Raw genomic sequence first — 15,088 nt, forward strand, 5'->3', positions numbered from 1 at the left:
GCCTGCTCACGCTCCCGTGGCGACGAGGAGGGCGACGACCGCCAGGACGACGGTGCCGGCGAGCAGCGCGCTCACATAGGTCTGGACGTTGCCGGTCTGGGCGCGCCGTACGGCGGTCCCGAGCCAGCGGGGCAGGGTGCCCGCGCCGCGTACGTAGGTGTCGACGACCTCACGGTCGAGGAACCGGACGAGGCTCGCTCCGCCCTGGACCGGGCGGACGAACAGGGCCCGGTAGACGGCGTCCAAGTGGAAGCCGACGGCCGCGTGACGGTGCAGCGGGCCCAGCAGAAGCCGTCCGGGATCGGCCGGGTCGGGGGCCGAGGCCACGTCTCCGTAGGCGGGTGCGTGCGTCGCGATGGCCTCCGCCTCCACCAGCCCGGCGTCGCCCTCGGGGTGGGCGGCGACCGCTCCCAGCGGCACGCGGGCGGCCTGCGCGGTGGTGTGGCGCCAAGCGGCGTGGACGACGAGGACCCCGATCAGGGCGATGCCCGTGCCGAGGACGGAGGTGGCGAGGGCCGGGGCGAGATCGCGGCCGTCGAACCAGTCGGGCAGCGAGCGGTAGGCGAACCCGCCGAGAGCGAGGGACGGGGCGGCGAGCACCCACAGGACCACGGTCATGGTCAGCGGCTGGCGGCCGTGGTCGGGGGCCTCGGTGCCCCGGCCGTGGAAGGCCAGTAGCCACAGGCGGGCCGCGTAGGCGGCGGTGAGGAGGGCGGTGACCAGGCCGGCGACAAGGACGATCCAGCCCGCGGCGGCCGGGGCGTGCTCGGTGTGGCCGGTGGTGACGTGTTCGGCGGCGCCGAGGACGGACTCCTTGGAGAAGAAACCGCTGAACGGCGGGATCGCGGCGAGCGCGAGGAGCGCCACGGTCATCGTCCAGAAGGCGTCGGGGACGCGGTCGCGCAGGCCGGTCATGCGGGACATGGCGGCCAGGGAGTTGGTGCCGGCGGCGTGGATGATCACGCCGGCCGCGAGGAACAGCAGCGCCTTGAAGGCGCCGTGCGAGAGGAGGTGGAAGACGGCGGCACCGCGGTCGCCGACGGCGAGGGCGCCGGTCATGTAGCCGAGTTGGCCGATCGTCGAGTAGGCGAGGACGCGCTTGATGTCGTCCTGGGCGAGCGCGGCGAGACCCGAGCCGGCCATCGTGACGGCGGCCATGACGGCGAGGACGACCATCGCGGCCTGGGAGGCCTCGAACACCGGGAGGAGACGGGCGATGAAGTAGACACCGGCGGCGACCATCGTCGCGGCGTGGATCAGCGCGGAGACGGGCGTCGGGCCCGCCATCGCGTCCGGGAGCCAGGTGTGCAGCGGGAACTGCGCCGACTTGCCGGCCACGCCCGCCAGGAGCAGCAGGGCGATGAGGGTCGGGTGGTCGAGTCCGCCGTGCGCGACGGCGCCGAGGACCTTCGTGATCCGGAAGGAGCCGGCGTCGGTCGCGAGGGCGAACAGGCCGATGAGGAAGGGGACGTCGCCGAGCTTGGTGACCAGGAAGGCCTTGATCGAGGCGGCGCGGGCCTCGGGGGTCTCCCAGTAGTGGCCGACCAGGAAGTAGGAGCAGATGCCCATGACCTCCCAGCCGACCAGCAGCACGATCAGGTCGCCGGAGTAGACGACCAGGAACATCGCGGAGGTGAAGAGGGCGACGAGAGCCGCGTACGAGGGGTAGCGCGGGTCCTCGCGGAGGTAGCCGGTCGAGTAGACCTGCACACAGGTGGCGACCAGGCCGACCAGGACGGCGACGAGTGCGGCGAAGCCGTCGATGTACAGGGCGAGTTCGATCGGGATGGAGCCGGTGGGCGTGAGTTCGGTGGCCGCGTCGACGGCCGCGTCTCCGCCCTGGCGTACGGCGACCAGGGCGGCCAGGACGAGGGAGGTGAGGGTCGGCAGGACGGCGAGCGGGCGGACGAAGCCGGGGGCCGTGCGGCCCAGGAGCAGGCCGGCGGCCGCGCCGAGGAACGGCAGAAGGGGGACGAGGACGGCGAGGGTGGTCGTGGTCACGCGGTGGCCTCAGCCTTCTCGGTCCGCCCGGTCGGTTCGGCCGTCGAGGTGCCGCTGTCGAGGCCGTCGACCGGCCGGCTCTCGTGACCCTCGGCGGTGTCGCGGAGTTTGTCGATGTCGGCGGTGCCGCGGTTGCGGTGGACGGCGAGCACGATCGCCAGTCCGATGCCGATCTCGGCGGCGGCGATGGCGATGGTGAACAGGGTCAGGGCCTGGCCGGAGTGCAGGGTCTCCTCGGCGGTCCTGCTGAGCCAGACGTCGAAGGCGACGAGGTTGAGGTTGACGGCGTTGAGCATCAACTCGACCGACATCAGGACCAGGATCGCGTTGCGGCGGGCGAGGACGCCGTACAGGCCCGTGCAGAACAGGAGGGCGGAGAGGACGGCGGGATAGGCGAGGTGCATCAGCGGGCGCCTTCCTGCTCGGCCGGGATTTTCCGGGCATCCGGGACGGATGGGGAACTCTCGGTGGTGGCCTGGGAGTTCACAGGGGGAGAGCTCGTCTCCGCCTTCGCCTTGCGCGACAGGACGATCGCGCCGACCAGGGCGGCGAGGAGGAGGACGGAGAGGGCCTCGAAGGGGAGGACCCAGTTCTGGAAGAGGCTCGCACCGGTGACCTTCGTGGAGCCGGCGGCCGGGCCGTCGAGGTCGATCCAAGTGGTGCGGAAGGCGTCGACGACCACCCAGACCAGCGCGGCCGCGGCGGCGACGGCCACGGTGAGTGCGGCCCAGCGGTTGCCGGAGTCGGCGTCCGGGGAGCGGCCGATGGGAGCCCTGGTGAGCATCAGACCGAAGAGAAGGAGGACGACGACGGAGCCCACGTAGATCAGGACCTGCACCCAGGCGATGAACTCGGCGGTGAGCAGGAGGTATTCGACGGCGAGGCCGCCGAGGGTGACCACCAGCCACAGGGCGGCGTGGACGAGCTGCCGGGTGGTGACGGTGACGAGGGCGGCGCCGAAGGTGACCAGACCGACGAGGAGGAAGGCGATCTCGACGCCGGTCGGGGAGAGAAAGCCGTGCGGTGCCTGGGCGAGGGTCACGCCTCTCCTCCCTCGGGTTCGTTCGGTGCGGTCTGGGCCGCCTGCGTGGCTGCCAGCTTCTCGGCCGTCTTGCGAGCGGCGGCGATCTCCTTCGGTTCCTCCGCGCCGGGGTCGAGGGCGGGCGGGGCCGGGACGGTCCACATCCACTCGCGGAGCTTGTCGCGTTCGTGGGTGAGGTCGCGGATGTCGGTCTCGGCGTACTCGAACTCCGGGGACCAGAACAGAGCGTCGAAAGGACAGACCTCGATGCAGATACCGCAGTACATGCACAGGGAGAAGTCGATGGCGAAGCGGTCGAGGACATTGCGGCTGCGTTCGCGGCCGCCGGGGGTCGCAGCCGGGACCGTCTCCTTGTGGGAGTCGATGTAGATGCACCAGTCGGGGCACTCGCGGGCGCACAGCATGCAGACCGTGCAGTTCTCCTCGAACAGGCCGATCACTCCGCGGGTGCGCGGCGGGAGGTCGGGCTGGGTGTCCGGGTACTGCTCGGTGACGGTCTTTCGCGTCATCGTGCGGAGGGTGACGGCCAGACCTTTGGCCAGGCCGGAGCCGGGGATGCGGGGCCGGGTGGGCGGTAGAGGCTCAGCCATGGCTACTGGATCACCACCTTGACGATGCCGGTGAGGGCGATCTGGGCGAGGGAGAGGGGGACGAGGAGAGTCCAGGAGAGTTTCTGGAGCTGGTCCTCGCGCAGGCGGGGGTAGGTGACGCGCAGCCAGATGACCAGGAAGGCCAGGACCGCGGTCTTCAGGAGGGTCCAGACCCAGCCGAGGCCGTCGGCGCCCCAGGGGCCGTGCCAGCCGCCCAGGAAGAGGACGGTGGTCAGACCGCACAGGACGATGATTCCGGCGTACTCGGCCAGGAGGAAGAGAGCGAAGCGGAGGCCGGTGTACTCGGTGTACGCACCGAAGATGATCTCCGAGTCGGCGACGGGCATGTCGAACGGGGGCCGCTGGAGTTCGGCGAGGCCTGCGACGAAGAAGACGATCGCGCCGACGATCTGCCAGGGCAGCCACCACCACTCGAACGCGTCGAGGATGCCGGGGAGGGACACGGTCCCGGCGGCCATCGCCACCGAGGCGGCTGCCAGGAGCATCGGGAGTTCGTAGGCGAGGAGCTGGGCGGCGGTGCGCAGGCCGCCGAGGAGGGAGAACTTGTTGGCGCTGGCCCAGCCGGCCATGAGGGAGCCGAGGACACCCACGCCCATCACGGCGAGCACGAAGAAGACGCCCGCGTCGATGACCTCGCCGACCGCGCCCTCGCTCGGCCCGATGGGAATCGCGAGGAGGACAAGGAGGTACGGGAGGAGGGCGACGGCGGGGGCGAGTTGGAAGATACGGCGGTCCGCGCCCGCGGGGACGACATCCTCCTTCTGCGCGAACTTCACGCCGTCCGCGATGAGCTGGGCCCAGCCGTGGAAGCCGCCGGCGTACATCGGGCCGAGGCGGCCCTGCATATGGGCCATCACCTTGTGCTCGGTCTGGCCGACGATCAGGGGGAAGGTGAGGAAGACGACGAACACGACCAGGAGTCGCAGGGCGACGTCGAGAGCGTCGTTCACTGCCGGCCTCCTGGGGGATTCTCGGGGGTGTCGCTGTCCGGGGTGCTGTTCTCAGGGGTGGCAGTGCGGGTGTCGTCCCTGCCGGGAGACGGCTCCTTGCCCGCCTCGGGCTGCTCGGGGGCGGGCTGCTGCGATCCAGGCTGCTCGGGCTCGGTCCGCTTTCGCTCCGGCTGCTGCGGCTCGGTCTGTTGCCGCCCCGGCTGCTCGGGGATGGCCCGCTCCGGCTCCGCCTGCCCGGGCTCGGGCCGTTCCGGCTCCGGCTGCCCGGGCTCGGGCCGCTCCGGCCGCGACTGCCCGAGGGCGTCCCCCTCCGGCTCCGCCTGCCCGACGGCAGCCCGCTCCGACCGCGGCTGCCCGGGCTCGGGCCGCTCCGGCCGCGACTGTCCGAGGGCGTCCCCCTCCGGCTCCGCCTGCCCGGCGGCAGCCCGCTCCGACCCCGGCCGCTCGGACTCGGTCAGCTCCGGCCCCGGCTGCCCGGAGGCCGTTCGTTTCGGTTCCGGTTCGTCGAAGGCGGGGCGGGCGTGGTGCCAGGGGGCGTCCGAGCTGCGGGGGGACGGGGAGGGGCGGGTGGCCTCGCGCGGGGTGGCCGCCCGCTGGCTGGCGGAGCCCTCCGACGCGCTGCGCGCTCGGCGCGGACCCGCGGCGGGGCGGCCGGCCCCGCCTGTGGTGGCCTCGCCAGGGGGCGCCGACCGCTGGCTCGCCGAGCCCTCCGACGCGCTGCGCGCGCGGCGCGGTCCCGCCGGGGGCTGCGCAGTCGTCGGCGGTTCGGGGGTGGGCGAAGGTTCCGTGGTCTGCGAAGGTTCCGTGGTCTGCGAAGGTGCTGGGGTCTCGGGAGCCGGTGGCTCCGCGGCGGCCGTCTCCTCCCGGGGAGCCGTTCCTTCCGCGGCAGCCGTACCTCCCGTCCGTTGGGAAGCCGAGCCCTCGGTCGCGCTTCGGGAACGGCGCGGTCCGGCCGTGCTCCGGGTCGGGCGCGGAGCCGACGGTTCCGGCGAAGGCGCCGTACCCGCCGTACCCGTCGCGGGCGCGGCTTCCGCGGCCGTCGGTGCGGCTGAAGCACCCTCGGTCACCGCTCCCGGCGATGCTTCCGGCGCCGCTCCCGCCTGGCTCACCGACCCTTCGGCCGCCGTCCGCGTACGCCGCACAGGCCGCTCCCCCGCGGGCCGCGCCGGACGTTCGCCGGGCGTCCGCGCCGGGCGTTCCCCGGCCGCGCGCCCAGCCGCGGCGCCCCGTGCCGGGCGGGTCGGGGCAGGGGGCAGTTGGCCCTTGAGAGGGCCCCACTCGTTCGGGTCGGGGACGCCCGGGGGGAGCATCTGGCGGCGTTTGGGGCCGCCGTGCTCGGATTCGCCGGGCTCCTTGGCGCCGGGCCAGGCCTTGGCGACGCGGGCCGCGAGGACGAAGTCCTTGCGGAGGGGGTTGCCTTCGAAGCCTTCCGGCAGCAGGAGGTGGTCCAGGGCGGGGTGGCCCTGGAAGTCGACGCCGAACATCTCGTGCGTCTCGCGTTCGTGCCAGGCCGCGCCGGCGTAGACGTCGACGGCGGAGGGGAGCGTCGGGGACTCGTGCGGGACCGTCGTGCGCAGCAGCAGTCGACGCACCGGGGAGAGGGCGACGACGTGGGCCGAGACGCGGAAGCCCGTGCCCGGTTCGTCGACCGCGCTCAGCCAGTCGAAGTAGGTGCAGCCGAGGCGGTCGCGGGCCGTCTCCAGCGCAGTGATCCACGAGGTGGACGGCACGTCCACCGTCAGGACCTCGTACGACTCCTCGGCTGTGGCCTCCGGGCCGAACAGTTCCTCGGGTCCGGCGGGCAGCCAGCCGACCTCGGTCATCGGCCCACCTCCCCCGCGTCCGCGGTCGCGGCCGGCGGCTGCACCAGCCCGCTCTGCAGCGCCGCCGCCGACGGGCGGGCCGCGCCGGAGGTGTACCGCTCGCCCAGCGACTCCCGGGCGATCTTCTCCTGGAGCTTGAGGATGCCCTGGAGCAGCGCCTCGGGGCGCGGCGGGCAGCCTGGGACGTAGACGTCCACCGGGATGATCTGGTCGACGCCCTTGGTCACCGAGTACGAGTCCCAGTACGGGCCGCCGCAGTTGCTGCAGGCTCCGAAGGAGATGACGTACTTCGGCTCGGGCATCTGTTCGTAGAGGCGCTTCACGGCCGGGGCCATCTTGTCCGTGACCGTGCCGGACACGACCATCAGGTCGGCCTGGCGCGGGCCCGGCGCGAAGGGGATGACGCCCAGGCGGATGAAGTCGTGGCGGGCCATCGACGCGGCGATGAACTCGATCGCGCAGCAGGCGAGGCCGAAGTTGAAGACCCAGAGGGAGTAGCGGCGGCCCCAGTTGAGGACGACCTTCATCGGCTCGGGGGCGAGGCGGGCGAGCGCGCCCAGCCGCTTCGGCTCGGGCAGGTACACGGGCTCGGGCCCGGAAGGAGTCACTTCTGGCGTCACGTCCATGCCAGGACGCCCTTCTTGTAGGCGTAAAGCAGGCCCACGGCCAGGAAGCCGAGGAAGATGAACATCTCCACGAGGGTGGTCGCGCCGTAGCCAGGGGCTGCGAAGACCGTCGCCCAGGGGAAGAGGAAGATCGAGTCGACCGCGAAGATCACATAGAGGAAGGCGTACACGTAGTAGCGGACCTGGGTGTGGGCCCAGCCCTCGCCGACGGGGTCGACGCCGCACTCGTACGTCAGGAGCTTCTCGGGGGTGGGGACCACGGGGCGCAGCAGGCGGCCCGCGCCGAAGGCGACCGCGACGAACAGCACGCCGACAGCGGCGAGGAGCCCGACGACCGCGTAGGAGTGGAAGTAGTCCGACGCGACGACGACCGTCGAATCCCTCATCGTTTCGTGCGACGTCTGCAGCACCGTCCGTCCCTCGCTCCCCGACCTCGGCCTGTTCGACGATCTGTACGCACGGGAGTCTAGGGCCTGATAAAGGCACGGTAAGCAGCCCGTCATGCCTGGAGCAACGGGGGTCCGGGTTTTCTCCGGGTGGCGGTGGGGGCGAACCTGATGGCGCGGGGCTGCGTCGCACGGCACGCTGGCCCGTATGACCGCATCGAAGCCCGCACCCACGGCCGCGTACCGGCCCTCCGTGCCCGCCGCCGGCCCGGGGACGGCGGGGCGCGACGACCGTCTGCCGCCCGCCCGCCTCGCCTACGACCCGCAGACGTGGAAGGAGATCGCGCACCTCCTGGCGAACCTGCCGATGTCGGTCATCGGCTTCACGTACGTGATGACGGTGCTGTTCACCGGCGCCACGCTGACGCTCACGGTGGTCGGGCTGCCGCTGCTCGCGCTCGGGCTGCTGGGGGCGCGGCTGATCGGCCGGTTCGAGCGGGGGCGGGCACGGCTGCTGCTCGGGGTGCGGATCGAGGAGCCCAGCCCGCTGCCGTTACGCCGGGCGGGCAATGTCTTCCAGGGGATGTGGCTGGCGCTGAAGGACCCGGTGGCCTGGCGGACGGTGCTCTACGACTTCATACGGCTGCCCTGGGGGATCCTCACGTTCACGATCGCCCTCACCTCGCTGTTCGTGCTGTGGCCGGTGCTGCCGTTTCTGGCGCGCGGGCTGACCAACGCGGACCGGGCGATGGTGCGGGCCCTCCTCTCGCCCTCCGACGAGTTGGAGCGGCGGATCGCCGAGCTGGAGTCCGACCGGGGGGTCGTCGTCGACACGGCCGCCGCCGACCTGCGGCGCATCGAGCGGGACCTGCACGACGGGGCGCAGGCCCGGCTCGTCAACCTGGCGATGGGCTTGGGCCTGGCGAAGGAGAAGCTCCTGGAGGACCCCGACGCGGCCTCGGCCATGGTCGAGGAGGCGCACGGCGAGGTGAAGCTCGCGCTCCAGGAGCTGCGTGACCTGGCTCGGGGCATCCATCCGGCCGTCCTGACCGACCGGGGCCTGGACGCGGCGCTGTCGGCGGTGGCCTCGCGGTGCACGGTGCCCGTCACCGTGACGGCCGACCTGCCGTCGAGACCGGCGCAGGCCATCGAGGGCATCGCCTACTTCACCGTCTCCGAGCTGCTGCAGAACATCAGCAAGCACAGCGGGGCGCGGTCGGCCTCCGTCGACGTGTGGCGGGTGGAGAACCGGCTGCTCATACAGGTGTGGGACGACGGCCGGGGCGGGGCGCGGCTGGACGGCGGCTCGGGGATGCGGGGGCTCGCGGAGCGGCTGAACGCCGTGGACGGCCTGTTCGTCGTGGAGTCGCCGGCGGGCGGTCCGACGACGGTGACCGCGGAGCTGCCCTGGCGGGACCGGGCGGAGCAGCCGGGCCGGCCGCAGCGCGCGGGGGAACGCACGAGGTAGGGAAAACCCCCCTTCCAAGACGCCGACGGACTCCATGGCCCGTACGCCCGCCGCCGAGCAGGGTTGAGGCAGGGGACGGCACCTGACGACGCACCCCGCCGACACCTGCCGACACCTTGCGGACGAGACGAGTAGAACGGACCACGCCGATGGCCACGCAGTACAGCGAGTACGGGGACTACACGCGGTACGCCGACGGGCACGGACCCGGCGGCGGCGAGCGACGGCACCGGCTGCCGCTGGCGCTGCGGGCGCCGGTCGAGGCGCGTGCCTGGCGCGAGTTCGCCTATGTGCTGCTGAGCCTGCCGATCAGCATCCTGCTGTTCACGTTCGCGGTCACGATGCTGTCGCTGGGCGCGGGGCTGCTGGTGACGTTCCTCGGCATCCCGGTGCTGGCGGCGGGCCTGGCGGCGTGCCGGGGCTTCGGATCGGTGGAGCGGACGCGGGCGCGGGCGCTGCTCGGTCTGGAGGTGGCCACGCCCGAGCCGCTGCGGCCGCGCGGGAGGGGCGCCATGGCCTGGATGGGCGCCGTGCTGAGGAGCGGCACGTCCTGGCGGCATGTGCTGTACGCGGTGCTGCATCTGCCGTGGGCGGTGTTCTCCTTCGCCGTCGCGGTCGCCTTCTGGTCGTACGGCTGGGCGATGCTGACGTATCCGCTGTGGTTCTGGCTGTTCCCGATGTACGGCGGGCAGGGCGGGCTTCAGCTGTACGGGGACGAGCAGCACCAGGTCTACCTCGACAACCCGTTCGAGATCACTGTGACCGCGCTGGTGGGGCTGCTGTTCACGCTGGCCACTCCGTGGATCGTGCGGGCGTTGACGACGGTGGACCGGGTGCTGGTGCACGGGCTGCTCGGGCCGTCGCGGCTGGCGTCGCGGGTGGTGGAGCTGGAGTCCGACCGGGGGGTCGTGGTGGACACGGCGGCGGCCGACCTGCGGCGCATCGAGCGGGATCTGCACGACGGGGCGCAGGCGCGGCTGGTGGCGCTGGCGATGGATCTGGGGCTGGCGAAGGAGAAGCTGCGGGAGGACCCGCAGGCGGCGGCGCGGATGGTGGACGAGGCGCACGGTGAGGTGAAGACGGCGCTGCAGGAGCTGCGGGATCTGGCGCGGGGGATTCATCCTGCGGTGCTGACGGATCGGGGGCTGGATGCGGCACTGTCGGCGGTGGCTTCCCGGTGCACGGTGCCGGTGCAGGTGGAGGTGGATCTGGCCCAGCGGCCGGCTCCGGCCATCGAGGGGATTGCCTACTTCACCGTCTCCGAGCTGCTGCAGAACATCAGCAAGCACAGCGGGGCGCGGTCGGCCTCGGTCGATGTGTGGCGGGTGGAGAACCGGCTGATGGTGCAGGTCGTCGATGACGGGGTGGGGGGTGCGGGTGCCTCCGGCGGGTCGGGGCTGGCGGGGTTGGCCGGGCGGCTGGACGCGGTGGACGGGATTCTGGTGGTGGATTCGCCGGTGGGGGGGCCTACGCGGGTTACTGCGGAGTTGCCCTGGCGGGCGTAGGTCCGGGGGCGGTGGGGGTTTCGCCCCCGCCGCCCCTACCCTTCCCGTCCTCCAGGGGCTCCGCCCCTCGACCCCGCCAGGGGCTCCGCCCCTTCGACCCCGCCAGGGGCTCCGCCCCTTCGACCCCGGCGGGGCTCCGCCCCTGCACCCCATGCGGGGCTGCCGCCCCGCACCCCGCTTCGGCCCTGAACGGGCCTCGTCCTCAAACGCCGGACGGGCTGGATTGCCCCGACCGGCATTCAACAGCCCACCTCGGCCTCCGGCCCCCAGGCCCCGGACTCCCAGTCCCGGCCCGAACCCCGGACTCCCGCCCCCACCCCCAGCCCTCAATCCCCGACCCCCCGCCCCCACCCCCAGCCCTCAATCCCCGACCCTCCTCCCCGAACCCCAACCCTCCGCCCCCAGCCTTCCGCCCCGAACCCCAACCTCAACCCCCGCCCCTCCGCCCCCCAGCCCTCCGACCGCCACCCTCCGCCCCCCAGCCCTCCGACCGCCACCCTCCGCCCCCAGCCCTTCCCCCTCCCCTCCCAAACGGCCGAAACCCCCCGTCATCAAGGCGCGCCCCGCCCCATTGCTGGAATGCTGGGGCTGTTCGACCAGACGGGTGGACAGGGACGTGGGCGGGGGGACGGAGAGCGTGGAGGTCAGGGTGCGGGTGGTCATTGCTGAGGACTCGGTGTTGTTGCGGGAGGGGCTGACCCGGTTGCTGACCGATCGGGGGCATGAGGTCGTGGCGGGGGTCGGGGACGCCGAGGCGCTGGTGAAGACGGTCACCGAGTTGGACGCGGAGGGTGCGCTGCCCGACGTGGTCGTGGCGGATGTGCGGATGCCGCCGACGCACACGGACGAGGGGGTGCGGGCCGCCGTACAGCTGCGCAGGGCGTATCCGGGGCTGGGGGTGCTGGTGCTGTCGCAGTATGTGGAGGAGCGGTACGCGACCGAACTGCTGGCCGGTTCCAGCCGGGGCGTGGGTTATCTGCTGAAGGACCGGGTCGCCGAGGTGCGGGAGTTCGTGGACGCGGTGGTGCGGGTCGCCGAGGGTGGTACGGCCCTCGATCCGGAGGTGGTCGCGCAGCTGCTCGGGCGCAGCCGTAAGCAGGATGTGCTGGCCGGGCTCACCCCCCGTGAGCGGGAGGTCCTGGGGCTGATGGCCGAGGGGCGGACGAACTCGGCGATCGCCAAGCAGCTGGTGGTGAGCGACGGGGCGGTCGAGAAGCACGTCAGCAACATCTTCCTGAAGCTCGGTCTCTCCCCCAGTGACGGGGATCACCGCCGTGTTCTCGCGGTCCTTACCTACCTCAATTCGTAACGAAGTGGCACTGTGCCCTCGTCAGGCGCCGACCGGCTCGCCACAAGCGAGTCGCGAGCCGGTCGGTGTATCTCACAAGAACCGGTGAGCGGGCCGGTGCGTCTCCCGGTACAGCGCCGGGGGGCGGGAAATCATGACAAGTCAGGGCGCCGGGCCGTCTCAGAAGAGTGACCGTCATACGAATGGCCGAGGGAAGGCGACCCTCACAGACGTAGGGTTGATCCAGGAGGGCCTTCCGGAAGGCCGCTCCGGGACAGCCACCTCGAGGGAGGTCCAGTTCAGTGACCAGTCAGGTCAGCAGCGCAGCGGAACAGGCCGACGGAACCGTAGTAGGAGAGCAGCGCAAACCGGCCGGGACGAAGGACGTCCGCCGTCTCGACCGGGTGATCATCAGGTTCGCGGGGGACTCGGGTGACGGTATGCAGCTCACCGGCGACCGCTTCACCTCGGAGACGGCGTCGTTCGGCAACGACCTGTCGACCCTGCCGAACTTCCCCGCCGAGATCCGTGCGCCCGCCGGCACCCTCCCCGGCGTCTCCTCGTTCCAGCTGCACTTCGCCGACCACGACATCCTCACCCCGGGCGACGCGCCCAATGTGCTGGTCGCCATGAACCCGGCGGCCCTCAAGGCCAACATCGGGGACGTGCCGCGCGGCGCGGAGATCATCGTCAACACGGACGAGTTCACCAAGCGGGCGATGCAGAAGGTCGGCTACGACGCCTCGCCCCTGGAGGACGGCTCGCTCGACGGCTACCACCTGCACCCGGTGCCGCTGACGACACTGACCGTCGAGGCCCTGAAGGACTTCGACCTCACCCGCAAGGAGGCCGAGCGCAGCAAGAACATGTTCGCGCTGGGCCTGCTGAGCTGGATGTACCACCGGCCGACGGAGGGCACCGAGAAGTTCCTGAAGTCGAAGTTCGCGAAGAAGCCGGACATCGCGGCCGCCAACATCGCCGCCTTCCGCGCCGGGTGGAACTTCGGGGAGACCACCGAGGACTTCGCCGTCAGCTACGAGGTCGCTCCGGCCGTCAAGGCCTTTCCCGTCGGTACCTACCGGAACATCTCCGGGAATCTGGCGCTCGCGTACGGGCTCATCACCGCCTCCCGGCAGGCCGACCTGCCGCTGTTCCTGGGCTCGTATCCGATCACCCCGGCCTCGGACATCCTGCACGAGCTCAGCAAGCACAAGAACTTCGGTGTGCGGACCTTCCAGGCCGAGGACGAGATCGCGGGCATCGGGGCGGCGCTGGGGGCGGCCTTCGGCGGGTCGCTCGCCGTCACCACCACGAGCGGTCCCGGGGTTGCGCTGAAGTCCGAGACCATCGGGCTCGCGGTCTCCCTGGAGCTGCCGCTGCTGGTGGTGGACATCCAGCGCGGCGGGCCCTCCACCGGGCTGCCGACCAAGACCGAGCAGGCCGATCTGCTCCAGGCGATGTTCGGGCGCAACGGCGAGGCCCCGGTCCCGATCGTCGCCCCCCGCACCCCGGCCGACTGCTTCGACGCCGCACTCGAGGCCGCCCGTATCGCCCTCACCTACCGCACGCCGGTGATGCTGCTCTCCGACGGCTACCTCGCCAACGGCTCCGAGCCCTGGCGGATCCCCGAGCCGGACGAGCTCCCCGAGCTGACCGTGCAGTTCGCGCAGGGCCCCAACCACACCCTGGAGGACGGTACCGAGGTCTTCTGGCCGTACAAGCGTGACCCGCAGACCCTCGCCCGGCCGTGGGCGATCCCGGGGACGCCGGGCCTGGAGCACCGTATCGGCGGCATCGAGAAGGAGGACGGCACGGGCAACATCTCGTACGCCCCCGCCAACCACGACTTCATGGTCCGCACCCGCCAGGCCAAGATCGACGGCATCGACGTCCCGGACGTGGAGGTCGACGACCCGCACGAGGCGAGAACGCTGGTCCTGGGCTGGGGATCGACCTACGGGCCGATCACCGCGGCCGTACGGCGGCTGCGGGCGGCCGGGGAGTCGATCGCGCAGGCCCATCTACGGCATCTGAACCCGTTCCCGAAGAACCTGGGCACGGTGCTGAAGGCGTACGACAAGGTCGTGATTCCCGAGATGAACCTCGGCCAGCTCGCCACCCTGATCCGGGCGCGGTATCTGGTCGACGCGCACTCGTACAACCAGGTCAACGGTATGCCGTTCAAGGCGGAACAGCTCGCCGCGGCGCTCAAGGAGGCCATCGATGGCTGAGACGTCCACGGAAGGCACGGGCACGATCGAGGCGCTCTCGCTCGTCCCCAAGGCCGAGGCCAGGCAGTCCATGAAGGACTTCAAGTCCGATCAGGAAGTGCGCTGGTGCCCCGGCTGCGGTGACTACGCGATCCTGGCGGCCGTCCAGGGCTTCATGCCGGAGCTCGGGCTGGCCAGGGAGAACATCGTCTTCGTCTCCGGCATCGGCTGCTCCTCGCGCTTTCCGTACTACATGAACACCTACGGCATGCACTCCATCCACGGCCGCGCCCCCGCCATCGCCACGGGCCTCGCCTCCAGCCGGCGGGACCTGAGCGTGTGGGTGGTGACCGGGGACGGTGACGCGCTGTCCATCGGCGGGAACCACCTCATCCACGCCCTGCGGCGCAACGTCAACCTCAAGATCCTGCTGTTCAACAACCGGATCTACGGCCTCACCAAGGGCCAGTACTCGCCCACCTCCGAGGTCGGCAAGATCACCAAGTCGACCCCGATGGGCTCGCTGGACGCGCCCTTCAACCCGGTGTCCCTCGCCATCGGCGCGGAGGCCTCGTTCGTGGCGCGGACCATCGACTCCGACCGCAAGCACCTGACGGAGGTGCTGCGCCAGGCCGCCGCCCACCCGGGTACGGCACTGATCGAGATCTACCAGAACTGCAACATCTTCAACGACGGCGCGTTCGAGGCGCTGAAGGACAAGAAGTCGGCCGAGGAGGCGGTGATCCGGCTGGAGCACGGGCAGCCGATCCGGTTCGGGAGCGACCTGGCCAAGGGCGTGGTGCGGGACCGGGCGACCGGCGATCTGAAGGTCGTCGCCGTCACCCCGGAGAACGAGTCCGAGATCCTCGTCCACGACGCGCACTCCGCGTCCGCGACCACCGCCTTCGCCCTGTCCCGGCTGGCCGACCCGGACACCCTGCACAACACGCCCATCGGCGTGTTCCGTGCCGTCGAGCGGCCGGTCTACGACACGCAGATGGCGGAGCAACTGGACACGGCGATCGAACAGCACGGCAAGGGCGACCTGGCGGCGCTGCTGGCCGGCGGGGACACCTGGACGGTCGTCGGCTGAGACGGACAGATCGACGGAGAGAGCGACAGTGCCCCGGCAGACCGACGGGGTGGACGAGGCCCGGGACCGGCGTTCCCGGGCCTCG

The 15,088-nt window shown here is 71.7% G+C and carries 13 protein-coding genes; 5 read left to right on the forward strand and 8 right to left on the reverse strand.

Translation table 11 applies throughout. The features are described from left to right. Positions 1 to 6: 6 nt before the first annotated feature. Genes IE263_RS31105 through IE263_RS31140 form a run of 8 tightly spaced genes read right to left on the reverse strand, consistent with a single transcriptional unit; the run spans position 7 to position 7,439 of the window. Positions 7 to 2,001 (reverse strand): NADH-quinone oxidoreductase subunit 5 family protein, encoded by a 1,995-nt coding sequence (locus IE263_RS31105; RefSeq protein WP_189941178.1) that lies wholly within the window; start codon positions 1,999 to 2,001, stop codon positions 7 to 9. Further along, complete coding sequence (nuoK, locus tag IE263_RS31110; protein ID WP_189941179.1) at positions 1,998 to 2,405, reverse strand: NADH-quinone oxidoreductase subunit NuoK; 408 nt, start codon at positions 2,403 to 2,405, stop codon at positions 1,998 to 2,000. Before nuoK ends, IE263_RS31105 begins: the two co-directional genes overlap by 4 nt. After that, entirely contained in the window at positions 2,405 to 3,043 is a 639-nt protein-coding gene (locus IE263_RS31115; RefSeq protein ID WP_189941180.1) for an NADH-quinone oxidoreductase subunit J family protein, read from the reverse strand. Before IE263_RS31115 ends, nuoK begins: the two co-directional genes overlap by 1 nt. Beyond that, positions 3,040 to 3,633, reverse strand: coding sequence for a NuoI/complex I 23 kDa subunit family protein (locus IE263_RS31120; RefSeq protein WP_189941181.1), 594 nt, complete (start codon positions 3,631 to 3,633; stop codon positions 3,040 to 3,042). Before IE263_RS31120 ends, IE263_RS31115 begins: the two co-directional genes overlap by 4 nt. 2 nt (positions 3,634 to 3,635) lie before the next feature. After that, positions 3,636 to 4,604: a complex I subunit 1/NuoH family protein gene (locus IE263_RS31125; RefSeq protein ID WP_189941182.1), complete on the reverse strand. Its 969-nt coding sequence runs from the start codon at positions 4,602 to 4,604 to the stop codon at positions 3,636 to 3,638. Then, positions 4,601 to 6,427: an NADH-quinone oxidoreductase subunit C gene (locus IE263_RS31130; RefSeq protein ID WP_189941183.1), complete on the reverse strand. Its 1,827-nt coding sequence runs from the start codon at positions 6,425 to 6,427 to the stop codon at positions 4,601 to 4,603. The genes IE263_RS31125 and IE263_RS31130 overlap by 4 nt, the downstream gene beginning before the upstream one ends. Beyond that, positions 6,424 to 7,053: an NADH-quinone oxidoreductase subunit B gene (locus IE263_RS31135; protein ID WP_189941184.1), complete on the reverse strand. Its 630-nt coding sequence runs from the start codon at positions 7,051 to 7,053 to the stop codon at positions 6,424 to 6,426. Before IE263_RS31135 ends, IE263_RS31130 begins: the two co-directional genes overlap by 4 nt. Beyond that, a complete protein-coding gene (locus tag IE263_RS31140; protein WP_189941185.1) occupies positions 7,044 to 7,439 on the reverse strand; it encodes an NADH-quinone oxidoreductase subunit A in 396 nt (131 codons plus the stop codon). Before IE263_RS31140 ends, IE263_RS31135 begins: the two co-directional genes overlap by 10 nt. Positions 7,440 to 7,647: 208 nt before the next feature. Between IE263_RS31140 and IE263_RS31145 the strand changes: the two genes are divergently transcribed. The 5 genes from IE263_RS31145 (at position 7,648) to IE263_RS31165 (ending at position 15,003) form a co-directional block, all read left to right on the forward strand. Beyond that, positions 7,648 to 8,907, forward strand: a complete 1,260-nt coding sequence (locus tag IE263_RS31145; RefSeq protein ID WP_189941186.1) for a sensor histidine kinase — start codon at positions 7,648 to 7,650, stop codon at positions 8,905 to 8,907. Positions 8,908 to 9,056: 149 nt separating this feature from the next. Further along, the gene (locus IE263_RS31150; RefSeq protein ID WP_189941187.1) at positions 9,057 to 10,412 is read left to right on the forward strand and encodes a sensor histidine kinase; all 1,356 of its coding nucleotides are present in this window, start codon (positions 9,057 to 9,059) and stop codon (positions 10,410 to 10,412) included. A gap of 637 nt (positions 10,413 to 11,049) precedes the next feature. Beyond that, positions 11,050 to 11,721 (forward strand): LuxR C-terminal-related transcriptional regulator, encoded by a 672-nt coding sequence (locus IE263_RS31155; protein ID WP_373312145.1) that lies wholly within the window; start codon positions 11,050 to 11,052, stop codon positions 11,719 to 11,721. A 281-nt stretch (positions 11,722 to 12,002) separates the two neighbouring features. Continuing rightward, entirely contained in the window at positions 12,003 to 13,931 is a 1,929-nt protein-coding gene (locus tag IE263_RS31160; protein ID WP_189941188.1) for a 2-oxoacid:acceptor oxidoreductase subunit alpha, read from the forward strand. Beyond that, positions 13,924 to 15,003 carry a 2-oxoacid:ferredoxin oxidoreductase subunit beta gene (locus IE263_RS31165; protein WP_189941189.1) on the forward strand — a complete coding sequence of 360 codons (1,080 nt, stop codon included), beginning with the start codon at positions 13,924 to 13,926 and terminating at the stop codon, positions 15,001 to 15,003. The genes IE263_RS31160 and IE263_RS31165 overlap by 8 nt, the downstream gene beginning before the upstream one ends. Positions 15,004 to 15,088: the final 85 nt, after the last annotated feature.

The sequence above is a fragment of the Streptomyces aurantiogriseus genome (assembly GCF_014649375.1).
In the GTDB taxonomy this organism is placed as follows: Bacteria; Actinomycetota; Actinomycetes; order Streptomycetales; family Streptomycetaceae; genus Streptomyces; species Streptomyces aurantiogriseus.

Excerpts from the sequence above, each read along its gene's own strand:
- nuoK (WP_189941179.1), bottom strand. The coding sequence starts at position 2,405 with ATGCACCTCGCCTATCCCGCCGTCCTCTCCGCCCTCCTGTTCTGCACG.
- IE263_RS31120 (WP_189941181.1), bottom strand. The coding sequence starts at position 3,633 with ATGGCTGAGCCTCTACCGCCCACCCGGCCCCGCATCCCCGGCTCCGGC.
- IE263_RS31130 (WP_189941183.1), bottom strand. The coding sequence starts at position 6,427 with ATGACCGAGGTCGGCTGGCTGCCCGCCGGACCCGAGGAACTGTTCGGC.
- IE263_RS31135 (WP_189941184.1), bottom strand. The coding sequence starts at position 7,053 with ATGGACGTGACGCCAGAAGTGACTCCTTCCGGGCCCGAGCCCGTGTAC.
- IE263_RS31140 (WP_189941185.1), bottom strand. The coding sequence starts at position 7,439 with ATGAGGGATTCGACGGTCGTCGTCGCGTCGGACTACTTCCACTCCTAC.
- IE263_RS31145 (WP_189941186.1), top strand. The coding sequence starts at position 7,648 with ATGACCGCATCGAAGCCCGCACCCACGGCCGCGTACCGGCCCTCCGTG.
- IE263_RS31150 (WP_189941187.1), top strand. The coding sequence starts at position 9,057 with ATGGCCACGCAGTACAGCGAGTACGGGGACTACACGCGGTACGCCGAC.
- IE263_RS31165 (WP_189941189.1), top strand. The coding sequence starts at position 13,924 with ATGGCTGAGACGTCCACGGAAGGCACGGGCACGATCGAGGCGCTCTCG.